This window comes from Pseudomonas sp. ok266, assembly GCF_900110195.1.
Lineage (GTDB): Bacteria > Pseudomonadota > Gammaproteobacteria > Pseudomonadales > Pseudomonadaceae > Aquipseudomonas > Aquipseudomonas neuropathica.
Window position 1 is genome coordinate 92205 of sequence record NZ_FOCU01000008.1, and the last position, 24283, is coordinate 116487.

At 59.2% G+C, this 24283-nt stretch carries 20 protein-coding genes; 10 read left to right on the plus strand and 10 right to left on the minus strand.

Annotation, left to right across the window (positions count from 1 at the left end; translation table 11 throughout):
* Positions 1–45: 45 nt before the first annotated feature.
* Entirely contained in the window at positions 46–1188 is a 1143-nt protein-coding gene (locus tag BMY54_RS16385; protein ID WP_093434535.1) for an IS481 family transposase, read from the minus strand.
* A 542-nt stretch (positions 1189–1730) separates the two neighbouring features.
* Here BMY54_RS16385 and mpl point away from each other — a divergent pair.
* From mpl to BMY54_RS16400, 3 genes are read left to right on the plus strand one after another with little or no spacing between them, the layout of a single operon-like run.
* Positions 1731–3080 (plus strand): UDP-N-acetylmuramate:L-alanyl-gamma-D-glutamyl-meso-diaminopimelate ligase, encoded by a 1350-nt coding sequence (gene mpl, locus BMY54_RS16390; protein WP_007909560.1) that lies wholly within the window; start codon positions 1731–1733, stop codon positions 3078–3080.
* Positions 3077–3724, plus strand: a complete 648-nt coding sequence (ubiX, locus tag BMY54_RS16395; protein WP_007909567.1) for a flavin prenyltransferase UbiX — start codon at positions 3077–3079, stop codon at positions 3722–3724. Before mpl ends, ubiX begins: the two co-directional genes overlap by 4 nt.
* A complete protein-coding gene (locus BMY54_RS16400; protein WP_007909569.1) occupies positions 3717–4001 on the plus strand; it encodes a YceK/YidQ family lipoprotein in 285 nt (94 codons plus the stop codon). The genes ubiX and BMY54_RS16400 overlap by 8 nt, the downstream gene beginning before the upstream one ends.
* Before the next feature lie 127 nt (positions 4002–4128).
* Here the strand turns inward: BMY54_RS16400 and BMY54_RS16405 are convergent, their stop codons facing one another.
* The 3 genes from BMY54_RS16405 to BMY54_RS16415 all read right to left on the minus strand — a co-directional run bounded on the left by BMY54_RS16405 (position 4129) and on the right by BMY54_RS16415 (position 7093).
* Entirely contained in the window at positions 4129–4770 is a 642-nt protein-coding gene (locus BMY54_RS16405) for an oxidoreductase (RefSeq protein WP_093434538.1), read from the minus strand.
* A gap of 27 nt (positions 4771–4797) precedes the next feature.
* A complete protein-coding gene (locus BMY54_RS16410) occupies positions 4798–6525 on the minus strand; it encodes a C13 family peptidase (protein WP_093434541.1) in 1728 nt (575 codons plus the stop codon).
* A 112-nt stretch (positions 6526–6637) separates the two neighbouring features.
* Positions 6638–7093 (minus strand): MaoC family dehydratase, encoded by a 456-nt coding sequence (locus tag BMY54_RS16415; RefSeq protein ID WP_007909575.1) that lies wholly within the window; start codon positions 7091–7093, stop codon positions 6638–6640.
* Between the two features lie 193 nt (positions 7094–7286).
* Here BMY54_RS16415 and BMY54_RS16420 point away from each other — a divergent pair, with 193 nt between their 5' ends.
* The 5 genes from BMY54_RS16420 to BMY54_RS16440 all read left to right on the plus strand — a co-directional run bounded on the left by BMY54_RS16420 (position 7287) and on the right by BMY54_RS16440 (position 9943).
* Entirely contained in the window at positions 7287–7649 is a 363-nt protein-coding gene (locus BMY54_RS16420; protein WP_093434544.1) for a CidA/LrgA family protein, read from the plus strand.
* Positions 7649–8365: an LrgB family protein gene (locus tag BMY54_RS16425; protein ID WP_053124192.1), complete on the plus strand. Its 717-nt coding sequence runs from the start codon at positions 7649–7651 to the stop codon at positions 8363–8365. Before BMY54_RS16420 ends, BMY54_RS16425 begins: the two co-directional genes overlap by 1 nt.
* Positions 8366–8375: 10 nt before the next feature.
* On the plus strand, positions 8376–8966 hold the full coding sequence (locus tag BMY54_RS16430) for an LON peptidase substrate-binding domain-containing protein (protein ID WP_093434547.1): 591 nt from the start codon (positions 8376–8378) through the stop codon (positions 8964–8966).
* Between the two features lie 114 nt (positions 8967–9080).
* On the plus strand, positions 9081–9311 hold the full coding sequence (locus BMY54_RS16435; protein WP_093434550.1) for a hypothetical protein: 231 nt from the start codon (positions 9081–9083) through the stop codon (positions 9309–9311).
* A gap of 71 nt (positions 9312–9382) precedes the next feature.
* Positions 9383–9943 (plus strand): hypothetical protein, encoded by a 561-nt coding sequence (locus BMY54_RS16440; RefSeq protein ID WP_093434553.1) that lies wholly within the window; start codon positions 9383–9385, stop codon positions 9941–9943.
* Between the two features lie 59 nt (positions 9944–10002).
* Here BMY54_RS16440 and BMY54_RS16445 read toward each other — a convergent pair whose 3' ends face one another.
* From BMY54_RS16445 to BMY54_RS16470, 6 genes are all read right to left on the minus strand, one after another.
* Positions 10003–11970, minus strand: a complete 1968-nt coding sequence (locus BMY54_RS16445; RefSeq protein ID WP_093434556.1) for a hypothetical protein — start codon at positions 11968–11970, stop codon at positions 10003–10005.
* Between the two features lie 48 nt (positions 11971–12018).
* Positions 12019–13746, minus strand: a complete 1728-nt coding sequence (locus BMY54_RS16450) for a hypothetical protein (RefSeq protein WP_256573912.1) — start codon at positions 13744–13746, stop codon at positions 12019–12021.
* 353 nt (positions 13747–14099) lie between these two features.
* Positions 14100–17573, minus strand: coding sequence for a hypothetical protein (locus tag BMY54_RS16455; RefSeq protein WP_093434562.1), 3474 nt, complete (start codon positions 17571–17573; stop codon positions 14100–14102).
* A gap of 49 nt (positions 17574–17622) precedes the next feature.
* Positions 17623–19455 (minus strand): hypothetical protein, encoded by a 1833-nt coding sequence (locus BMY54_RS16460; protein ID WP_256573913.1) that lies wholly within the window; start codon positions 19453–19455, stop codon positions 17623–17625.
* A 549-nt stretch (positions 19456–20004) separates the two neighbouring features.
* Complete coding sequence (locus BMY54_RS16465; protein WP_093434568.1) at positions 20005–21321, minus strand: bifunctional DedA family/phosphatase PAP2 family protein; 1317 nt, start codon at positions 21319–21321, stop codon at positions 20005–20007.
* A gap of 71 nt (positions 21322–21392) precedes the next feature.
* Positions 21393–22088, minus strand: coding sequence for a DNA-3-methyladenine glycosylase (locus BMY54_RS16470; RefSeq protein ID WP_093434571.1), 696 nt, complete (start codon positions 22086–22088; stop codon positions 21393–21395).
* A gap of 177 nt (positions 22089–22265) precedes the next feature.
* Between BMY54_RS16470 and BMY54_RS16475 the strand changes: the two genes are divergently transcribed.
* The gene (locus tag BMY54_RS16475; RefSeq protein ID WP_093434961.1) at positions 22266–23537 is read left to right on the plus strand and encodes a glutamate-5-semialdehyde dehydrogenase; all 1272 of its coding nucleotides are present in this window, start codon (positions 22266–22268) and stop codon (positions 23535–23537) included.
* Positions 23506–24228 (plus strand): nicotinate-nucleotide adenylyltransferase, encoded by a 723-nt coding sequence (gene nadD / locus BMY54_RS16480; protein ID WP_093434574.1) that lies wholly within the window; start codon positions 23506–23508, stop codon positions 24226–24228. The genes BMY54_RS16475 and nadD overlap by 32 nt, the downstream gene beginning before the upstream one ends.
* Positions 24229–24283 lie beyond the last annotated feature (55 nt).

The following is a 24283-nucleotide window of genomic DNA, read 5'->3' on the forward strand; positions in this document are numbered from 1 at the left end:
ACCGGAGACATGGTGGACACATGTTCGGAGACATGGTGGACGGTTTTAGATCTTCTTACCTGCCGTAACGATCTGCAAGTTCAAGTCGATTCGGGCGATACGATGTCTACTCCAGTAGACATCGTGGATGCCGTCCTCCGTCGTTTCCCTGATAGCCACTGACCTCCCGTAAAATGCCTTTCCAACTGTGTATTCACGATTGCCCCAGTAGATCTCGCCCTTCACCTGAACCTTCCTGACCACATCCCCATCATCGTACTCAGGCGCCGCCGGTTGCTCCTGATATTCCCGCGGGCTACTGCTGTAGCGAGTAGCAGGAACCTGCATGCCCAGTGCTTGATGCGGGCGCTTCTGGTTGTAAATCTCACGCCAGATATCAAACGCCCGTTGCGCATCGTCCAGATCGATGAAGAGCTGGCCTTGCAGGACTTCCCTTTTCAGGCTGCGGTGGAAGCGCTCCAGCTTTCCCTGGGTTTGCGGGTGATAAGGTCGGGAGTGGCCGACCTTGATGCCCTGGCTCATCAGCCAGACCTCCAGTGCGGTATAAACGCCTGTCTGATCACCCCATGGCGAACCGTTGTCCATCGTCATGCGTGAAGGCAGGCCGAAGCGCCGAAAAGTCCGGATTAGATGCTCCTGAACGGTTTGGCGCTGCTCATTGATGCATGCCGCGATGCACAGCGAGAACCGTGAATGATCGTCCAATATCGTCAACGGATGGCAACGCCCCTGAGCCAGGCGGATATGTCCCTTGAAGTCCATCTGCCAAAGATCGTTGGGCGCTTCATGCTCGAACCGGATAAACGGTTTGATCTCAGCGGCCTTTGGATCAACGCGCGAATGACGCTGTAAAACCGCATGCACGGTACTGACCGAAGGCATCACTTTGCCGTCGTCTTCCAGCACACGCTTGAGCTTGCGAGCGCCCCAAGCGGCGTACTCCTGACTCACGGTCAGAATCTGCTGCTCAACATCGTCAGCGCAACGTTTGGGTGATGTCTTTGGTCGTCGAGACTGATCGATCAATCCCTCTGCACCTGAGGTTTCAAACCTGTTGAGCCATTTGTAGGCAGTGCTTGGGCTGATATTGAATCGGCGGCAAAGCTGCCGAATATTGGCCCCTTCCTGCTGAGCCAAAAGCACGAATTCTGTACGAAGCTGCACGGTGGACACCTCTTCCCAAGACACAGGTCATCTCCTTCGCGATGAACAATGTGTCTATTAAAAAGTGTCCACCATGTCTCCGAACACCTGTCCACCATGTCTCCGGTACATACACTCCCGGAGGGAGAGGGGACTGACCGAGTCGGTCTACTGATCTACGCCGACCTGAAATATTGAGCCGAACTCAGGATTTGAAGGCAACCAAGATCGGCTCCCTCTCCCGAGGGGAAAGGTGACTGATCGAGGTGTTTTGGCGATTTACGCCGACCTGAAATATTGAGCCGAACTCAGGATTTGAAAGCAACCGAGATCGGCTCCCTCTCCCTGGGGTAAAGGTGACTGATCGATGTGTTTTGGCGATTTACGCCGACCTGACATATCGAGCCGAACTCAGGATTTGAAGGCAACCAAGATCGGCTCCCTCTCCCTCGGGAGAGGGCTGGGGTGAGGGGCGACAATCAGCAGCCGAACCGAGATGCTGAGGTCAACCAGTCCCGCCCCTCACCTAAAGAGTGCGATTTCCCCCTCCCTACGCTAACCTGCGGCCATGTTTTACGAGGTCGACTATGCACATTCATATTCTGGGTATCTGCGGGACTTTCATGGGCTCGATGGCGGTCTTGGCCAAAGAGCTGGGCCATCACGTGACCGGCTCCGACGCCAACGTCTATCCGCCGATGAGCACGCAGCTGGAAGCCCAAGGCATTCAACTGACGCAGGGCTACGATCCGGCGCAACTTGATCCGGCACCGGATCTGGTGGTAATCGGCAACGCCATGTCCCGCGGCAATCCGGCGGTGGAATATGTGCTGAACAAAGGTCTGCCGTACGTGTCCGGCCCGCAATGGCTGGCTGACCATGTGCTGCAAGGTCGCTGGGTATTGGCGGTTGCCGGTACGCATGGCAAAACCACCACCAGCAGCATGCTCGCCTGGGTCCTGGAACACGCCGGCATGAGCCCGGGCTTCCTGATCGGTGGCGTGCCGCAGAACTTCTCGGTGTCGGCGCGTTTAGGCGGTACGCCGTTCTTTGTGATCGAGGCCGACGAGTACGACAGCGCCTTCTTCGACAAGCGCTCGAAATTCGTCCACTACCGTCCGCGCACAGCGATCCTCAATAACCTTGAGTTCGATCACGCTGACATCTTCCCGGATCTGCCAGCTATCGAGCGGCAATTCCACCACTTGGTGCGGACCATCCCGAGCGAAGGCCTGGTCATCCATCCGACCACCGAGCCGGCCTTGCAACGGGTGATCGAAATGGGCTGCTGGACCCCGGTGCAGACCACCGGTGCCGGCGGCCAATGGCAGGTCAAACTGCTCAGCGAAGACGGTTCGGCGTTTGAAGTGATGTTCGAAGGCGTGTCGCAAGGCACCGTCGAATGGGAGCTGACCGGTCAGCACAACGTCGCCAACGCCTTGGCTGCTTTGGCGGCTGCGCGTCATGTGGGCGTGGTGCCGTCGATGGGCATCGCTGGCCTGAGCGCGTTCAAGAACGTCAAACGCCGCATGGAGAAGGTCGCTGAAGTACGCGGCATTACCATCTATGACGACTTCGCCCACCACCCGACTGCCATTGCCACCACCCTCGACGGCCTGCGCAAACGCATCGGCGACGCGCCTCTTATCGCGATCATCGAACCGCGCTCCAACTCGATGAAACTCGGCGCGCACCGTGATGGTTTGCCGGACAGCGTGGTCGATGCCGATCAGGTAATCTGGTACGCCCCGGCCAACCTCGGCTGGGACCTGGCCGGCACCGCCGCGTTGTGCACCGTGCCGTCGATCGTCAGCGACTCGCTGGAAGGCATCATCGAGCGCGTGAAGAGCCAGGCGCAGCCGGGTACGCATGTGGTGATCATGAGTAACGGCGGCTTCGGCGGCCTGCACGGCAAACTCGCCGAGGCGCTGCAATGAACACTCGTTTTGAGAGCAATGGCCCCGAACGCATCACGCTGGCGATGACCGGCGCGTCCGGTGCTCAATACGGTTTACGCCTGCTTGATTGCCTGGTGCGTGAAGATCGCGAGGTGCACTTCCTGATCTCCAAGGCTGCGCAACTGGTGATGGCCACCGAGACCGATGTGACGCTGCCGCCCAAGCCGCAAATGATGCAGGCCTTCCTGACCGAATACACCGGAGCTGCCGCCGGGCAGATCCGCGTGTACGGCAAGGAAGACTGGATGTCGCCGGTAGCTTCGGGCTCCGGCGCACCGGCAGCGATGGTCGTGGTGCCATGTTCCACCGGGACGTTGTCGGCGATTGCCACCGGCGCCTGCAACAACCTGATCGAACGCGCCGCCGACGTCACTTTGAAAGAGCGTCGCCAATTGATTCTGGTGCCGCGCGAAGCGCCCTATTCGAGTATTCATCTGGAGCACATGCTCAAGCTGTCGAACATGGGTGTGACGATTCTGCCGGCCTCACCGGGTTTCTATCATCAGCCGCAGACCATTGATGACCTGATCGATTTCGTTGTGGCGCGGATTCTCAATCTGCTCGGCATTCCCCAGGACATGCTGCCGCGTTGGGGTGAGCATCATCTGAGCAGCGATGAATAAGCTGCTGGCGATTTTGCTGGCGCTGCAACTGACCGGTTGCGCCACTGCGCGCACTCTCGACGCCGCCAAACCGGGCGCGCCGGTGGTGTATTCCGGGACGCGGCTGGACTTGTATGCATTGAATGGCGGGTGTTGCGCGATGGATCGGTTCGGGGCTGAAGCGCCGAGCTATCCGGGGGTGGATCTGCCGGCGAGTGCGCTGCTTGATACGCTGTTGTTGCCGTTGTCACTGCTCACGGTGATAGGCGTGAGTTTTCAGGCAACGGGCGGCTTGTAGTTAGACAGATCGTTCCCACGCTCTGCGTGGTAACGCCTCCGGTGACGCTCTGCGTCACGCTTTGGGACGCAGAGCGTCCGTGGCTGCGTTCCCACGCAGAGCGTGGGAACGATCATGCGGCGGAAGATTATTTGCCCAGCTTGCGCAGCTCATCCGACTCGATCACCCGCACCCCATCCTGCTCTTCCAGCGCCAACCGCCACATCGCCCGCGCCAATTGGCACGCTTCGATGCCCCGGTATTTACCCGGAATCAGCTTTGACAACGGCGCGGCCAGTTGCTCGGCCAGACGTGGTTCGGTCCGTTCACCCAACAACAGCGAAGGCCGGCAAATGGTCAATTGCGGCCAGTCCTGCGCACGCAAGGCCTGCTCCATTTCGCCTTTGACCCGATTGTAGAAAACCGACGATTTCGGATCCGCGCCAATTGCGCTGATCACGATCAGATGCCGCGCGCCCATCTCCCGCGCGCGTTTGGCGAACGCCACCACCATGTCCAGATCCACCGCGCGAAACGCTGCTTCAGAGCCGGCCTGTTTGATGGTGGTGCCGAGGCAGCAATAGGCGATGTCGACGCGGCCACTGAGTTGCGGCAGAAACACCTGCGGATCGCCCACCGGGTTTTCAAGATGCGGATGTTCGGCCAAGGGGCGACGGGAAGGGGCGAGCACGCGAGAAATCGTCGGCTCGTTGAGCAAACGGTCGAGTAGATGTTCACCGGTCAAACCGGTGGCTCCGGCAAGCAATACGTGCTGAGGCGTCAAGTACATAGTGTCTCTCCCTTGATACTGTTCAGCTTAGTTGCTCTTTGTCGCTCCGTCGTTCAATGCAGCACTCTGCAATGCTTTTCTGGCTTGCTGTTTGCGCAGCAGTTGCCAGTGCGACAGCACGGTTTTCGGCGCCCAGATCTGCGGCTCCGACGCTTCGAAATTATCCGCCAGTTCACGCTCGGCGACGGTGGCCTTGGCCAGTTTGAAGGCTTGCTCCAGATCATCGGTCTGGTTCAGCGCCTGGGCGAACAGTGCATCGCCGAAGTAGGTGAAGTTGGCTTCTTCCGAGCAGCCGAAGGACACCCGATCGGCGCGCGAGGCGGTCATGATCAGCGTGCGTTCGTCTTTCAGCGCCGGGATAAAGCCGCCGGAGTAGCACGACGAAATCACGATGATCTTGTCGCGATTTTTCAGCGGCGCCAGTACAGCGGCGAGTTCATCGGCGGGCAGGTCGGCCAGTTCCATGCGCGGCTGGTCGAGCACCAACTCATGCTCGGCGGTGCCGTGGCTGGTCAGGTAGATGAACAGCAGATCTTCCGGGCCGCTGCGTTCGGCCAGCGTTTGCGCGGCACGACGCAGGTTCTCGCGGGTGGCCATCGGCCGGTCGCCGAGGTGGTCACGGTGGTTGACCAGACGGACCTGGCCATAAGCGCCAAAGCGCGTGTTGAGCATGTTGGCGACGTAGTCGGATTCGCGCAGGAATACGCTTTGTTTGCCGTCGCCGCCGAGGGTCAACGTGTACAACTCGACCGCCGGGGTCGACGCGGGAATGGCGGCCAACGCGTCATCAAGCAGGCGGCCCTGAGCGAGCAAGCCGAGTTCGAGCGTATCGGGCAATAACTTGCCGTCGGCGTCGCGCACGCGCTGGCCATTGACCCAGGTGCCGCTCATCACACTGCCATCGGTGAGCACCAGGGTGCCGCGTCCGGAGTAACTGTCGTTGTCGAAGCCGCCGATGTAAAAGCTGCCATCGGACAGGTTCAAGCGGCCCTGACCGCTGAAGCGCCAGTCGCTGAACGTGCCGATGTAATGGCTACCGTCGGCGCCGATCAGTTCGCCCTTGCCGGTCAGCGCGCCTTCCTTGAACTGGCCGAGCCAGACATCGCCGTCGGCGTTTTCGTAGCGACCTTTGCCGTGCAATTGATTGTTCTTGAAACCGCCGACGTAGATGTCGCCGTCAGCGCTATTGAAGGTGCCGTTGCCTTCCAGCTGACCGTTGACGAAATGCCCGCTGAACGAGTTACCGCTGGCATCGCCGCGCTGGCCCTCGCCGTTGGGCTTGCCGTGGGCGAACTGGCCTTGATAGGAGCTGCCGTCGTCCATTTCCAGACGGCCGAGCCCGGAGTATTGGTCAGCCTTGAACTCGCCACGGTAGGTCATGGCGTTTTCTTTCAGGGTGCCTTCGCCCTCGCGGCGTCCCTGTTTGAAGCCGCCGGTGTAACTGCTGGCGTTGGTGGTCAGGCTGCCTTGGCCGTCGAACAGGCCTTGCTGAAACTGCCCGCGATAGACCTCGCCGTTGCTGCCATGCCATTCGCCCTGACCATGCCACTGACCCTTATCGAACTGCCCGGCATACCAGCTGCCGTTGGGGTAGTCGACGCGGCCCTGACCTTGCAGCAAGCCATCGACCAGTTCACCACGATAGCGTCCACCGTCGGGCAGGCGCGCATCCGGGGGCAGCAGCGATTCGCCGTCGCCGCACGCGGTGAGCATCAGGGTCAAGGCAAGGGGTGCAAGACGAGCGAGTGAGCGCATAGCGGGATCCGGGCAATTAGGCGACCGAGTATGCCGCAGCTATGTGACCTAATGCAGCCGGTAAAAACAGTGTTGACGCGAAACAGCGTGCGCTGCTTCGCATCCAGAACCATCAGACGAAGCAGAGCGACAGTGGCTCGGCGATATAGGCCGGTTTGTCCGAGCCTTCTATCTCCAGTGTCGCGGTGGCCTTGAGCAGCCACTGGCCCGGTTTTTTCTCGGTCACTTCGCCCAGATCGACCTTGAGGCGGACCTTGGAATTGACCTTCACTGGCTGGATGAAACGCACGCTGTCCAGCCCGTAATTGACCACCATCTTCACGCCTTGCGGCAGAATCAGGATGTCTTCCATCAATTTCGGGATCAGCGACAACGACAGGAAACCGTGGGCAATGGTGCTGCCAAATGGCGTTTGCGCGGCTTTGACCGGGTCGACGTGAATGAACTGATAATCACCGGTGGCTTCGGCGAACAGGTTGATGCGTTCCTGATCGATGGTGAGCCATTCGGAACGTCCGAGTTCCTTGCCGACATAATCTTTGAGCTCTGCAACGGGAACATAGGGCATTGAGACTCTCCTTGGGTTCATCGGTTTTATAGTTTTTCAGGTGGGGGATTTGACCGCCCTGCGAACCACTGTAGATCATCATGGCGATTTGCTCCGGTCAACCGACCATGCTTTTGGCGAATGCCGATCCATAGCGCAGGCGTGCTTATAATGCCGAGCCCCTGCTGGGTGAAAAGTAAGACGGAGATGTCGGATGTTGCTACGTGGCCTGACCCTGCTGGTGCTGTTCCAATTGCTCGGCACGGCGCTCAATCATTTGCTCTTGCCAGTGCTGCCGGGGCCGATCATCGGTCTGCTGCTGTTGCTGGTCTTCCTGATCGTTCGCGGTGAAGTGGGGGAGCCGCTGAACCTCGCTGCTGGCAGCCTGCTGCGCTATCTGCCATTGCTGCTGGTGCCCCCGGCCGTGGGCGTGATGGTTTATGCGAGCGACATTGCCGCGGATTTCTGGGCGATTGTCGGTGCGTTGGTGCTGTCGTTGATCCTGTCGATGGCCTTCGCCGGGGTGCTGATGCAACGCCTGGTCAAACGGCACGCCCCCACGTCGGAGGAGTCCTGATGCTCTTTGACTGGCAGGGCGCCTGGGCCTCCGTTATCCATCATCCGCTGTTCGGCATCGGCATCACCCTCGGCGCCTATCAACTGGTGCTGGCGGCTTTCGAGAAAACCCGCTGGATCTTTCTGCAACCGGTGCTGGTCTCCATGCTGTTGGTGATCGGTGTGCTGGTCGGCTGTGGCCTGACCTATGCCGAATATCGCAAGAGCACCGAGATCCTCAGCATTCTGCTTGGCCCGGCGACCGTGGCACTGGCGGTGCCGCTGTATCTCAACCTGCGGCGTATTCGCCAATTGTTCTGGCCGATTTTTACTACGCTGGTGATAGGCGGGGTGGTCGCGACGGGCATGGGCGTGTTGCTGGGCTGGTGGTTCGGTGCCGAGCACATGATTCTGATGACCATGGCGCCGAAGTCGGTGACCTCACCGATCGCAATGCTGGTGGCTGAGCAGATTGGTGGCGTTGCGGCGCTGGCGGCGGTATTCGTGTTGATCACCGGGGTGATCGGTGCGATCTTCGGCCCGGCGTTGTTGACCCGCCTCGGCGTGCACAGTCCCGAGGCGCGCGGCATGGCGCTGGGCATGACCGCGCATGCGGTCGGCACGTCGGTGGCGTTGCAGGAAAGTGATGAGTGCGGCGCGTTTGCGGCGCTGGCGATGAGTCTGATGGGCGTGGCCACGGCAGTCTTCCTGCCGCTGGCGGTGTCGATGGTGGTGTAAGGAAATGTCTATGAGTCTGCCGCTTTTCCCGCTGAACACCGTGTTGTTTCCCGGCTGCAACCTCGATTTGCAGATATTCGAGGCGCGCTATCTCGACATGATCGGCCGCTGCATGAAGCAGGGTGGCGGTTTCGGTGTGGTGTGCATCCTTGATGGAGAAGAAGTCGGCGTCGCGCCAGAAGGTTTGGCTCGGGTCGGCTGCGAAGCGCGCATCACCGACTTTCAGCAGCAGGACAACGGCTTGCTCGGCATTCGTGTGCAGGGCGGGCGGCGGTTCGCGGTGTTGCGTACCGAGGTGCAGCGCGATCAGTTGATCCTCGCCGATGTCGACTGGCTGGATGACGAACCCGAGCAACCGTTACAGGACGAGGATGCTGATCTGGTGGCGCTGCTCAAGGCACTGGCCGAGCACCCGATGGTGGAAGCGCTGGACATGGGCACTGAAGCGCTGGGTCAGCAATCGCTGGCCAATCAGTTGGCCTATCTGCTGCCGTTCGCCGAAGAAGACAAGATCGATCTGTTACAACTCGATGATCCCCAGCAGCGGCTGGATGCAATTCAGGCGCTGCTCGACGAACTACAAGGTGAATTGTTCGCCTAGTTGCACTTTGAATTAACTGATGGCGCCTGCCAGCATTGTTTTGCTTTTGTCTTTGTCTTAATTTCAAGTTGTCCGCAGGAAGCGGATAACTTGAATAAAAATAAGGATGAAAGCATGACTGTCTATGAAGATGAATGGGCGTTTTGGGATGATATTGCCGGCAAGTATATTTTGAAACATGCCGAGACGGATCATAACGTTAGCCACGTGATTGAGGCGGCATCCACTTATGCGGACCGGATGGTAATAGCCCGGCGTAAACGAAAATCTGAAAAAGTTCCTGGCGGCGAAGTGCCACGGATGTCGGCGTCCGCCACCAGCGTAGTGACTGCGACTGCGGTTTGATTATTTCCTTTTTCAGCATTGCCTGTCGTCGTGGCTAATTGACGGCGGGGTGTTTACAGGTGGGCAATCCCATGGCTTTAGCAAAAACAAATAACCAGACATTCACTGCGCATCTTTATCTTGATGGCCGGCCAGTGGTACTTAATCAACTACGTCTGCAACAGGCTTTGCGTGACCTTCGCATAACCAAGGCGGAAAAACTGGATGCCGAAGTGGGGTTGGCGGATTCGCGCGTGTCCAGCTTCATAACGCTGGCTGACCATGATGACGACACACCACTGTTGTTGAAGTTCGTCCCAAAGGGTGACGAATATGCCATCAGCCTTGTGCTCGCAGGAACATTCGATGGTGCGCGGTTATTCATAGAGGACAAGACTCATAATCTGTTGGCCAGTACCCGTGCGCCAGAGCAATACTTTTCAATCAGCAAGTCTGGTGCTTCAAAGGCCTCCTTCAGTGATATCGAATCCGGTCCTGCCTATCTGGAGTTGATCCGCGAACCTGATGACAAGCCCTTGTATCGCCATATAAGCAGCGGAATGAGCACATTCCTCGACGTCGATCCTAACAGGACGGGGCATAACGCCTTCAATCACAAACCGGCAATATTTGTGATCAAGGTTATCCAATAGCGCCCAGCCGCTACTCCCTAAAAAGGCGCCATTCATGTCTGGATGAATGGCGCCTTTTTTCAGGTTCGGTAATGCTCGGGTACCGGCCAGGTCACATCGTTGGAGTAGCTGTTTTCACCTTTGGGCAGCTTCAACACAACGCCACCGGCGTGGGCTATTCGATTGATCAACTGGTCATATTCGGTAGCGCCATACCGCATGAAATCGGCTCCTGCCCATGTGGCTTTCTCGATAGCCTCAGCGTTGTCCCCGGCCTCGCGCAAAATATCCTCGACTCTTGCCGCTTGGCTCAGGTCCGAGTTCACCAACCAGATCCTCTCTGCACTGATCCCACGTGTGGGCATTGATATCCGGCCTTCCAGTTTGTCCCCGTCAAAATCCTTGTCGTTCAGATAAATGTTTTCGACTCGCGGGACCACTTCAATGCCGCGGGTGTCGATGACATACACAAAGCCCAATGTTTGTTTGCGACGGAGCAATGGATAGTCACGCGAGTGATCCATTTCAAAGGATGTATCAGATTCTTCAGCCGAATTATGTCGATACCCGCTAGAGGAATCACTGTCAGAAAAATGCCCTGGATACAGGTTCGCCTGAGTGTTGTAGTGCCGAGGGTTGGAGTAGTAATCAAATCCCGTGTAGCTCAAAGCATTGGCCGCACCGAATGTCGCGCTAAAGGCCGATTTGGTCGTGGAATCGGAGGGATTCCCCCTTAACTTCACCAAGCGTTTGTCCCGAGCCAGTTCGAAGGGCGTGCGCAAATCGGCGCGGAACATGGCGGGAATGTCCGTTCGATAAAGGTAGTCATGCTGATTGCGCTGGTAGCCGGCATGTTCCAGATAGCTCTTCAGAAAGCTCTCTTCATAGCGCTGCTCAACGGGATGCGAGTCGAAGTAAGGGGTCTGGCCTCCCTCTCTCATTCTTAGAATAAGAGGCTGCAATTCTTCTGCAATCTGCTCAAAGCGGCTGTCGTCCGACAGATTCTGAGTCAGGCGTTTGTGCTGTTCGGCCCATTCTGGGAACCGCCCATGCTCCATGTCTTGTCGCAGTCGGTTTTGCTGAGCCATGCTCAAGTTGTAGCTGCGCAGGATTTGCGCGCGTTCCGTCTCGGACTTCTGTGGATAAGACCATCTCGATGAGTCGCTGAGAAATTTGCGCGTATCCGGCTCGTTGAAACGCGTGGCCCAGTCTGGTGCTTTTCCCAGGGCTTCTGCTTCGATTCGAAAGACCAGGGCCTGCGCGCCCTTCAGGCGGTATAGGCTCCAAATATCACCATCGCTCCAATGCGCAAGTTTGAGCGGGACAGATGTATCGCCCCGTGCCTCGTCCGGATCAACCCGAATCAAGCGTCGATGCTCATCGATAAAGGCGAAACCTGCCTCTCGCTTCACCACGATGAACTCAATCCACTTGCCATACGGGCCAGCGTGCTCCACCGCCCGGTGTTCGTGAACTGAGTAGTATCCCCGTGCATCCACGGTATAAGACGAGGCGTATTGCATCGGGTCGTAGTATTCGATCGGCTTGTTCAGGCTCCAGACATTACTGTCGGCCACGCGATAAAGCGGAGGTCCTGATGGCACCCGCTCACTGGGTAACCGGGCGCGGTAGGTTTTGATCAGATCGTGAAACGCCACCATCACCGTCAGTCCGGCGGCTGCCCCGTCGTCGTTGGCGATGTCAGCGAATGTTCGACCCTTGTACACCTTCAATCCTTCGGCATTGTGACTCAACGACTCGTCGACATTCTGCAAATAGGGCTCCAGAGGTGATGTCGCTGCTCGACGTTGAGGTGTCTGCGTTTCGGGCATTTGCGTAATCGTTATGCCGGGCTCGACTCTCTCGGTGCTGCTGTGAGGACTGTCGGAGTGAATGCCCGGCGATTCGGTTGAACCGTCCGGTTTGATGCGTCCAGGTAGACGGGAATCCAGTTCGACAGGTCGATCGTAGGGCACAGGCCGGGAGGTCGAGGTGCCGGGCGTTTCGGGTGTGGGGGATGGGCGCAGCGGCCCGGGTTTTTGGCGCATAAATGTCACTCCATGTGGTTGAGTCAGCCATCCAATGGCTGAACAGGGTCAGGGCCGGTCGTGCTCGGGTACCGGCCAGACAATGTCGTCGGCGAACGTCTTGTCGCCTTTGGGCAGATCCAGTATCACGCCGCCAGAACCGGCGATTTCATCGATAAGGCTGTCATAGGCGTTGGCGCCAAAATACCCGGCAGCACGACTGTCGGTTCCCGCCCAGGTGGCCTGCTCGATGGCCGCGACCCGGTCACCCGCCTGTGTCAGCACATCCTTGACCCGGGCGGCTTTTGTCAGGTCGGAACGCACCAGCCAGATCCGCTCGGCACTGATGCCGCGTGTGGGCGTGGAGATATGCCCTTCCAGGTCGTCGAAGAGGAATGTGCCGTTAGCGGGGTTGAATGCCTTGTTTTCCGCCCCCGGCACCACTTCCAGGCCTCGGGTATCAATGGCGTAGACGAATGACGTGGTTTGCTGGCGGCGCGTGGATACATAATCTTTCGAATCATCGAAAACGAACGAGCTGTCAGAGTCGGTCTCGTCGCCGGTTCGTTTACCCTCCGACACCGAACTGCTGCCCGAGTCGGAGGATTCGCCGGTTCGTGTTTTCGAGCTTTGAGGATTCACCCCGGGAAAGCGATTGGCCTGCGAGTTGTAATGCAGCTCGTGATAGAAGCCGCCCTTGGTCGCCGCGTAGGCGGTGGCGTCATGCAGTCCGAACGTTGCACTCAATGCGCGCTTGTTCGTGGTGCCCTTGGGATTGCCTTTACGGTGCATCATTCGATCATCCCGCGCCAACTCGAAGGGTAATCGGGTTTCGCCGCGGAACATCGCCGGAATGTCGGTGCGATATAACATGCCGTGGCGGGTTCGCTGGTAGCCGAGGTGGGTCGCGTAGTCGGCCAAAAAGGCGTCGCTGTAGCGGGTGGCGGGCCAATGGTGGGCGAGGGCCAGCCCTTGACTCCGTAATTCCTCAACGTAGTTTTCCAGCTCCTCTCCGATCAGCTTGAAGCGCTGCTCATTGGTCGCATCGAGCGTCAGGCGTTTGTGCTGTTCAGCCCATTGCGGTATCTGGCCGTCGCCCGACTCTGTGCGCAGCCGACACAGTTGGTTCTGGGTCAGGTTATAGCTGCGCTGCAATTGCAGGCGCTGGGCAAGGGTCATGTGTGGATGCAGCCACTTCAAAGAATCAGCGACAAACAGATGGTCTTCGGTGTTCTGCGCGCGAAGAGCCCAGTCCGGTGGCTTACCGGCCGCTTGTGCTTCTGCGCGGAAGGCGGCAATCCGGGTGTCATCCAGAATGTACATGCGCTGGATGTCCTGATTCGACCATTGCGCAAGTGGCGCATCGGCTTTCCTGTCGCGTTTTGCCTGCGCGGGATCGATGGCAATCCAGTGATGCTCCGGATCCTTGATGGCATAGCCGAGGATGGCGTCATCGCCGCTCGTTTCGAGAGCGCGAAAGGTGTAGTAACCGTCAGCATTCGGTGTCGCGGAAAACGTGTAGTCATCGACGTTGAGGAGGGTGAGGTGCCGATCCAGGCTCCACAGATGGCCTTGCGTGGTCCGGTAAATGGGTGGGCCTGGTGCCAGGCGCCAGGAGGACATCGCCCGATAGGCCCTGAGGTCGGCATCATATTGAACACAAACGTGGTGTCGGCCTTCTGAGCCTGGCAGTCGCACGTCCACCCAGTCCTTGGCGAGATAACGCCGGATACCGGCTTCATTCGGACCTGGCAGATCGCCGAAATACGGATGGGCGAAATCTTCCAGCGACGTCATCGAAAAGTCCTGTCTGTCTGTGGGGGATCTCGATGTGACGCTCACTTCGATGGGTGAGGTTTTTGCTTGGGAGGTCCCGGGTTCCTCCAGACGAGCTCGCTTGGGTGAAGAGGGCGCCTCGACGGGTATAGGCCCCGGAATGTTTTCAGGGTTTGCAACTATCGCTCTGCTCGGCGAATGATCTGCGGAGGCCAGTGTTGAGGTGGCGGGCGTTTCGACTGAAGGTGATTTAGGCCGTAGTCCGGGTTTTTGACGCATGAATAAACTCCGTTTTTTGCGAGTCAGCCTGTCCGTAGGCTGAGGAGGACGGGTGCCCGTGTGGACGTCAGGTCCATACGGGCACGTGGCGAGGATCAGGTCTTGTCGTTGGAAAAGACCAGGTCTTGCGGGTTGATTCGTATCTGTGGATCGCTGGCCAGCGCCCAGTGTTTCCTTACTGCGTTGTAAACCACCGTACCGATCGTTCCGGCGTCGATTCCGACGTGGGTTACATGAACCCTTGCTGCCAGTTCGTTTCGCTGTTGATGGGCATTGATCTCGGCCAACAGAGCTTCGATATCGGCGTAGCCACGTGCATCGATGACGTAAAGCTGCAGCACTTCAAACAACAGCGACACTTCATAAATATGGCCGGCCGAAGTGGCCACGCTGATGGATTCCACCGGGACGTCGTCTTCGATATCGGGCAATTCGACGGTGACGCTGGCGATGTGCAGACGATTGCCGTCCAGTTGGATGTCGTCGCGGGTGACCGTTTCTTTCATTTTGTCGGTGTACAGCGTCCAGGTTGACGCATCGGCGGTTTTCGCTGCAGCGCCTGGCGTCGAAAGGCGAATGATGGTGTTGCTGGCCAGATGGACATCGTACGTCGAGCTCTGGCCATCGAGTACATAGATGCCGGTGTGCGAACCGGTGTCGATGGTGATGCGACTGGGTTCTGCCGTTATCAGCGGTTTCACGCTGGCCAATGGTCTGACAAAGCGATAGTTGCCATTGCGTTGCTTGAGGCAACTTCGCGTGCTGCGTACGCGGGTGCCGGGGTTTTTTACATCGTCTTCATAATCCAGTGCGGGAACTTGCAGGCGGTAGGAAACCTGGTCCTGCAGCACCAGCACAACATCCTGCTGCAGGCGTGGGGTGGTGACTTTCAGGTTGTTTCTGCCGCTGTAACCGGTGGCCGCGGCGATGGGCTGGACCACACCTTTGAACATGACCAATTTCGACGGCAGGGAGACCGACAGGGTGAAGTCTGTGTAGTACAAGTGGGTCGTACCAGAGACGCCTTTGCGCACCTGCACCTCATAACTGACCTGCACATCGATGATTTCAGCGTTGTCGAATTCCAGATAAACAGTGCGGGACGTTTCGGCGGTATTGCGCTGGGCAACGAATTCCACCGGACGCTCGGTGCGAGCAACAAAGTGCTGCTTCAAGCCCTGTTCGGCGATCTCGATCATGCCGCCGTTAACGATTTGCGGTGCAGCGGCGGGTTGGCCGATGACGACAACGACGGGGGTTATATCCTGCTGCAGCACCTCACCTGGCTGCTGGGGTAGCTGGACCAGCAGCTCATAGCCATCCTCGGTCTTGAAACGGAAACGGTCATTGTTCAACAGGCGTTTGCCATCGACCCACTGGTAGACATTTTCGAGTGTCAGTACATGTTCCGGGTCGTTACCATCCTTGCCGCGCAATGAGCTGATCACCAGCGCAGTGCCGACGATCTGCCAACGCTGGATGACCTCCGCCGGCCAGCCGAACTCGATCAGACTCGACGCTTCAGCGTCCTCGTTGATGGTCGTGCGGGCGTTGCTGCTGGCGATGTAAAAACGATCTGCGCCGCTGCCGCCGTCCACCCGGCAGTCCACTCCGTAGACGGCAATCGTGTCATCGCCTGCGCCGGCGCTGATGCGGTCGTAGCCATTGGCGGAAATCCGGTTGGCCGCCTCGTTTCCGCTGACGCGGCTGGTGCCTCTGCGCAGGGTCGAGACGTTTTCGATCGACGTGAGCTGCGCGACGTCAACGGCATTTTCCTCAGGATCAAGACCGCGCAGCGCCACCCTGCCACTGTGCAGGTTGATGTCGTGACCGATATGGCGGGTGTCGCTGAGCGGGAGGCTGCCTTCGAAGGCCAGGGTGTCGGCACCTGCGCCGCCGTCCAGCACATTGAGGTGGGCCGGTTTGCTGGTGAGGTTCAATTGCTGCTCGGTAATGTCCTGATAGAACGCATCGTCCCTGTCGCCTCCGGTCAAAGCCTTGTGATCCGCGCGATAGGTGAACAGATTGGGCTTGTCCCGGACCCCGATAACCCGGTCATTGCCGTCACCCAAGCGCCAGAAAATGCCTTTGTCATCACCGGCACTGCCCGACACTTTGCCTTTGAGGTTGGCGGGCACGCCTTTGCCGGCATCGATCACGTCATCGCCGTCGACAACCACGGCCTGGTTGTCGAGCTTGAACGGTTGTTGGCCAGCGCTTTCGTCCCACTGGTAGCGCCAGATTTCAACGGGCTTCAATTCAACCTGAAAGGCACCGTTGATCACGTGTTCGATGGCGTGTTTGTAGGCGTTCTCCAGCATGTCCTTGGCCGACAACTGCAGTTGTCGCTGGTGGTCCCGATAGCCCTTGGCGAGCTTGAAGCGATCCAGTACGTCCTGGTCCAGTTCCTTGTTGGTGAAGGCGAACCAGCCGGAGCGCATGCGTTCTTCAAGCGTCAGTTCGATGTAGTCATCGATGTCGTCCACCACTCGGGCGGCCTGGTAGATCATCGAGGCGGCGATAAGCAGTCCGGCGGCGACCAGCCCGACCGGCCCGGCGACGCTGCCAAACCCGGCCAGTGCGGCGACGCCCAGCACCAGGCTGATACTCGCCCCGGCGACGCTAAGACCGCCGCTGACGTAATGATCCTGGGCCTCTTTGCCCTGCGCTGCGGCGGCGGCATTGAACGACTTGATGGCATCGATAATGTCGAAGGGCAAGGTGATGGCGCTGGCGAACATCCCGGCACCGCGGCTCATGTATTTGCCCACCGAGGTCAGCGGGAAATACTTCAGCGCGTTGCCGCCGTTTCTGAGCATGGCCTCACCGGTCTTGGTCAGCCCGCGTTCGATGATCAGCGAGCCGAACTCGGCGGCGATCGAGCCACCCTGGAAAACCGCTTCCAGCGTGTCTCCGTGCTTGATCGCATCAATCATCGCCTTGTAGCCGCTGTAGATGCCGAACGCCTGCATGCCGACCCCGGCGCCGCTCATCAAATAGCTTTTGTTTTTGCTGATCCAGCCCGGGGCATTTTCCAGTGCGTCGGCGCGATGAATATCCAGTTTTTGCGCAGCCTTGCCCAACTGGTTCAGGCGGTCCACCGCGCTGCCGGTGGCAATGGTTATATCGGCGACGAACAGCGGCCCGGCATCGACCGAGCGCTTGCAGGCGATTTCATAAAACAGCATCGCCGCTACATTGCTGTCCGGATTGTCGACGGACAGCAGACGCGCCTGCACCCGGCCTGCATCGAAATTGAGTCCGTCGAGAAAGTGTTGATCCACGCGCTGCATGCCGGCATTCGCCGGGCTGATGGGTTGGCCGTGCACGGTCGCGCCCAAGGCCAGGAGTTCGACGCGGCTGGTGAGTATTTCGCCGATGCGCAAGGGGCCGAAATGTTTGTCGAGAGATTTGAGTGTGCGTCGATAAGGGGCGTCAGCGTCGTCTGGCAACACTGCGTTGAGCGTGCCCGCCGGCGGCGCATGGGGGTTGGCCGAGACGCTGACGGGATTGACCTGAACGGCGCTGCTATTGGCGATTTGAAGTGGCGGAGCGATAAGTTTTGACATGTCATTAATCCTTTAATGAAAACGCACGACCGGTGTCCCTACCGGTGTGTCATTGATGTCGAGCCGCCGGCGTTGTCGACTCGGGCCAGTGGATGGCGTAGGCGAATTCGTCGCCGTTGCCCGACAGACTGAGCACAGGTTTGCCGGCGGCTTCGGCGTTGTCGATCAACTGGTCGTAGGCGAATTTGTTCTCGTGTCCGGCATGGGTGGCGGCTTCGATGCGCTCAGCGTTCGCGCCTGCCTGTTCCTTGAGGTCATCGACCCTCACGGCTTTGCTCAGGTGCGAATTCAGCAGCCAGATACGCTCGGCATCCAGTCCTCTGCGGCTGACTGATATCAGCCCTTCGAAGTCATCGGAGGGAAACCAGGTGGGGGGTGTGTCGCGGGCCGCTGAATTGAAACTCATGTTTTCTTCATGAGGCACCACTTCCAGGTCGCGGGTGTCGAGCACATACAGAAACATTTCCCGCTGACGTATGCGTGTTGATTCATAGCGGCGATCGCGATCCCACGGCACCGGGCTTGTGGCGTCGGACCATTCGGACGATGAGCTGCTCTCGGTATCACTGACATCGCTGCCCGAGGCGCTATCGTCAGCATCCCGCCCCGGGTATTTGCTCGTCTGGCTGTTGAACCGCAAGTACTCGGGGTCAGGCTCCCTTGCGTACACCAGGCCTTCTTTGAGGCTGAAGGTTGCGCTCATCGGCTTATGCGTGGTGGCGCCCGGTTTATGCTGGTATCGCGGAAGCATGAAGCCGTCATTGGCGAGTTCGAACGGTGTGCGTTCATCGCCACGGAACAGCGCCGGCACGTCGGTGCGGTACAGGCAATTGTTCTTGTTGCGCAGATAGCCGAGTTTGCCCAGCAGCGCTTCGCGCACTGGCGCGGTCATGCTGGTTTCCGGGCTATACCAGTCATGCCGGGCATCGTGCTTGAGGTTAAGTTCCTCGACAGCCTCGCGGCTCAGTTGCTCGAGGCGCTGCGGATGGTCGAGATCGTCGATCAGGTGTTTGTGTGCCTGCGCCCATTGCGGCATTTTCAGTTCGGTCTTCAGGTCCTGTTGCAAGCGGGCCAGCTGGCTGGGCAGCAGGTTATAGGACTGCAGAAATGCTTCGCGCTGTGCAGGATTCATGCTTGGGTGCAGCCAGCGCAGGGTGTCGCGCAGCAAGTCGCGGTGCGGGTTCGTGACTTCGGGAATCGCCCATTGCGGACTCTTGCCGCTGGCTTGGGCTTCGGTGCGAAAACGCATGAGATCCTGGCCATGGATGTTGTACACCTGCCAGATCTCATGGTCTGTCCAATGCTTCAAGAGCGTGGGCTGGGCACCGAATCCGCCTGCGGGCGGATCGACCGGGATCCAGTGACCAAAAGCGTCCATAAAGGCAAATTGCGTGATCGCGTTGTTCGCCCCGAATGCGGGGGCCAGTTCGTAATAGCCTTGGGCATCCGGTGAACGCAGCGATGCCTTGTACAGATTCGAATCGAGGTGGGCGGGTCGAGGCCGTTTCGCGACGGGGTTGATCCCCGGTTGATCGCCCGGTAGCGGCGCAGGTCGTTTTGTCGAGGCCATGGCGGGTGCCGGATGCTCCGTCAGGCGCCAGGTCAACCGGCCTTCATTCCGGTACAGCGCCGGTCCGGACGCGGACCGCTCGGTGACCATCTTGCAGCGATAAACCCCATCGGCATCCTGGCCGACATGGGTGGTGCGCAAGTCGCCTTCATATTCGACGTCGACAAACTGTCGTCCGACGATCCAGCGAAAACCGTCATCCTCCGCCGGTTTCATTCCACGCAGGAAGTCGTCACGCAGCCAGTAGGTGTCGGGGGAATTATCGTTTGCGAGGCGGGCAGGGTTCGTCGCCTGCATCGGTTGGATGACCACGGCAGGCGGGGGTCCATCCGCGACCGGCCGGCCGCCAGCGGTGTCAACGGGATTCTGGCCACTCGGCAAACCCGGTAGCCGGAAAATCGAAGGGCCACCTGGAGTGAACGGTGTGTCGGTACGCAGGGGCGGGAATGTGCTCGCTTCAGGTTGTTGCGTTGAACTCTGGGGTGGTTTGCGCGGTGTCTTTGGACTCATGGCGTACTCGAAATCAGTTGATGTATTGAAACCCTCGCTTCGTCAGTTGAATTGATTGTTGGGCAGGCAAGTGCAGGCGGTCTCACTTTAATGGGTGAGAATATGCCGAAGGGTTTCAAATATGTGGATTTAATCTAACTGGTTTTTCAAGTTATGGAAGGCGCTGGCGTGAGGGTTCGTAATTCATATGTAACTTTGGTTGTTTTTAGTTTGAAGTGTGCGAAGTTGCGGTTTGGTAAATAAGGATTCTTACCGTGGACGAGTAAGTTTGAATAAGAGAACAGCGCTGCTCTTGTCGGAGAATTCCTAAAAGAGCAGTGCAGAAGGATTAAGGCTTGTGTATCGCCAGATTCAATAGGCGTAACGCAACAAGGTATGAGGCAAGTGCCGCAGGACGAAAAACCCGAACAGCGCCAACATTGCCGGCAGGATCAACCACCAGATCTTGAACGGCATGGGATTGAGTGGGGTTTTACGCTGGCTCAGCCACAGGGCGGCAGCGCAGACACAGGCGGCAAGCATGGCGCCGGCCAGCACGTCGGTTGGCCAATGAGCGCCCAGATAGACCCGCGACAGGGCGATGGAGAGGGCCGGAATACAGGCGATCAGCAACCAGGTCAGGCGCATGCGTGGCGGCTGGCCACGGCCGGCGAGTACCGCCAGGGTCAGAAACAGTGCAAACGAACCTGAGGCATGACCACTGGGCATGCTGTAAGTGGTCAGTGGGTCGGTCAGCACTTCCGGACGCACCCGGGCGAAGAAGTATTTGGTCCCGGTGTTGGCCAATGCGGTCACCAGCAGCGTACCGCCAACGAAGATCGCATGACGCCATTGCCGGCACACCAGCAACAGGCCGGTCAGCAGGACGCTGAACAGCAGCATGTTGCGGAACTCACCGATCAGGGTGAGTGTGACCGCAATTTCATCCAGCATTGGCTGGCGATGTTCCTGCACCAGTGTCATCACCCCTTGATCGAGCGCTGTCAGGTACGGATAGCCGATGAACAGACCAATCAGAATCAACAGGCTCATGCTGCTGATCCAGATGGTCGCGCGACGGTGGCGACGCAGGCTGCTGTTCACGCTGAGACCGACCATTGCGGCGATGCTGCCAGCGACAATGCCGGCCTCCAGCCAGAACCCTTCAGGCAATGGCAGGCGGAAGGCCGCGCCGGTGGCCCAGCCCGGCAGCAGATAGGCGAGACTCCAGCCGGCGGCCGCCAGCAGGCTGACAGCGGCGAAACGCGGGAAGGGCATGTCGCACATGCCGGCGACCATGGGCAGCATCGGTCGCAATGGCCCGATGAAACGGCCGACCAGCAGACTGGCAATGCCGTAGCGCTGGAAATACGACTCGGCACTGGCCATCCATTCCGGATGATGCCGTAGCCCCGGCAGGCGCCGAATGTTCTGGTGGAAATGGCGACCGAGGAAGTACGAAACGGCATCGCCGAGAATCCCGCCAAGAAAGCCCAGCAACAATGTCTCGCTCAATGACAGGGCACCGCTGCCGGCCAGCACGGCGACGGCAAACAGCAGCACGGTGCCCGGCACGATCAAACCGGCAATCGCCAGGCATTCCACAAAGGCCACAATGAAAACTGCAGCAGCCAGCCATTGTGGATTGGCTGCCAGCCAACCGGTAATGCTATCGAGCCATGGGCCCATACAGAAAAACTCCAAATCATTAATGGCCTCCTGTAGGAGCAGCCTTCGGCAGCTCCTACATGAGTGTGTGGTTACAGCAGAAAATAATCCCGGCCTTCGACCTGACCCCGTCGCAGCGGGTTCCGCGTGCACCATTGCGCATAGTTGGCGTCGACAAAGCGGTACATCAGGTGCTCGTCACGGCCATGGGGAATGCCCAGGCGGGTGGTTTGAATGATGTGCGAAGGTGCCGGCCCGGTGTCTTCTACCAGAAGGACTTCATGATCAAAACGCTTGGCGTCCCACACCGGCACCTTCAGACCCAGCGCTTTGCACAGCAGGGTTTGCCCGGCGCAGAGCTTTTGCGAAAGCCGCGCACGTCCCTGCGCGTCGGGATTGTTCAGCAGCATCTGCGCCAGACTCGCCGGACCGCTGATTTCATCGACCCACGGATAGGCGGATTTGATCAGTACCGCATTGCCCGGCCCCTGCGCACTGAAATTCAGCGAATCACCGCCACGGGCGTAATACATATAGATGTGGCCGCCATCCAGAAACAAAGCCTTACGCTTTTCTGTGTAGCCCAACGAGGCGTGGCTGCCTTTTTCTGCGCAGTAATAGGCTTCGGTTTCGATGATTCGCGCGCTCAGCCACAGATCGCCGACCCGGTGACGAATGACTTTGCCGAGCAGATCCTGCGCCAGCACTTGCGCATCACGGTCGAAAAAGGCGTCCGGCAGCCCTAGCGGCAGGCGTTCGGCGCGGTTGCGAACGGTCAGGTTGGACATGGCAGGCAATGTTTATCCAGGCTCAGGAGGTCGTGATGATAACAACGCGCGGCTTAATTGGGCCTGAACGCCGGCGAATCCGCGTTCATTTCGACCATCCGCCCGTCACCGCTGTTAGTCCCGGGACGCGACAGCTATAATCTGCCGCTTTCCTCTTTGCCAAGACCCCAGCAGACCATGACTGAGTCCGTTCTTGACTACATGACCCGATTGGGTCGCGCCGCCCGCGAAGCCTCCCGGGTCATCGGCCGTGCCAGCACCGCGCAGAAAAACCGCGCCTTGCAGGCTGCTGCCAATGCCTTGGACGCCGCGCGCGCCGAGCTTGCCGCCGCCAATGAGCAGGATCTGGCTGCCGGTCGCGCCAATGGTCTGGAACCGGCACTGCTGGAGCGTCTGGAACTGACCCCGGCGCGCATCGACGGCATGATCGTCGGTTTGCGGCAGGTCGCTGCACTGCCGGATCCGGTCGGTGCGATCCGTGATATGAGCTTCCGTCCGTCGGGCATTCAGGTCGGCAAGATGCGCGTGCCGCTGGGCGTGATCGGAATCATCTACGAATCCCGACCCAACGTGACCATCGATGCTGCCAGCCTGTGCCTGAAGTCCGGCAACGCGACCATCCTGCGCGGTGGCTCTGAAGCGATTCATTCCAACCGGGCGATTGCCGCCTGCATTCAGCGCGGTCTGGCCGAGGCCGAATTGCCGGCTGCCGTGGTGCAAGTGGTTGAAACCACAGACCGTGCCGCCGTTGGCGCGATGATCACCATGCCCGAGTACGTCGACGTGATCGTGCCGCGCGGTGGCCGTGGCCTGATCGAGCGCATCAGCCGCGACGCGCGCGTGCCGGTGATCAAGCACCTGGACGGTATCTGCCACGTTTACGTCAGTGCCCACGCCGATCTGCCGAAAGCTCAACGCATTGCTTTCAACGCCAAGACTTATCGCTACGGCATCTGCGGTGCGATGGAAACCTTGCTGGTCGATCAAACTGTTGCCAAGGATTTCCTGCCGTCGATGGCCGCCCAGTTCCGCGAAAAAGGCGTCGAACTGCGCGGCTGCGAGCGCACCCGGGCGATCATCGAAGCCGTTGCCGCCAGCGAAGACGACTGGAACATCGAGTACCTGGCGCCGATTCTGTCGATTCGCGTCGTCGACGGTCTGGATCAGGCTATCGAACACATCAACCATTACGGCTCCCATCACACCGATTCGATTGTCAGCGAAAACCTCGCCGATACCCGCCGCTTTGTGGCGGAAGTCGACTCGGCCTCGGTGATGATCAACACGCCGACGTGCTTTGCCGATGGATTTGAATACGGATTGGGTGCCGAGATCGGCATTTCTACTGATAAGCTGCACGCCCGCGGCCCGGTGGGTCTCGAAGGACTGACCTGCGAGAAGTACGTTGTGGTCGGTGATGGCCAGTTGCGCGGCCAGGCGACGGTTTGACTTGACCGGCCTCGACCTGACAGCGCCGCAAACCGGCAACGAGTCCCGCCCCCGGCGCATTGGCGTCCTGGGCGGCACGTTCGACCCGGTGCACATCGGCCATTTGCGCGGTGGGCTGGAAGTCGCCGAAGCGCTGGCGCTCGATGAGTTGCGCCTGATGCCGAACGCGCGGCCGCCTCATCGCGGTACGCCGCAGGTCTCGGCGCAGGATCGACTGGCGATGGTCGAATGTGCGGTGGCCGGATTGCCGCCGCTGGTGGTGGACGCCCGCGAATTGCAGCGGGACAAACCGTCCTGGACCATTGATACCCTGGAGTCGATGCGCGCTGAAATGCCCGCCGAGACCCAGGTTTTTCTGCTTTTGGGCTGGGACGCATTTTGCGGCCTGCCCACTTGGCACCGCTGGGAAGAGTTGCTCCAGCATTGCCATATCCTGGTGCTACAGCGCCCGGACGCCGACAGCGAACCGCCGGATGCCTTGCGCAACCTGCTGGCAGCGCGTTCGGTGAGCGACCCGCTGGCCCTGAAAGGGCCGAGCGGACAGATTGCATTCGTCTGGCAGACACCGCTCGCGGTTTCCGCCACCCAGATCCGTCAACTGCTGGCCAGCGGTAAGTCGGTACGTTTCCTGGTGCCCGACGCGGTCCTGGCCTACATCGATGCGCACGGTCTGTACCGTGCGTCGAACTGAACAAGGCGTGCTTCACTGATACGAATCCACGTGTCGCCAAGCCGCCGAATATACG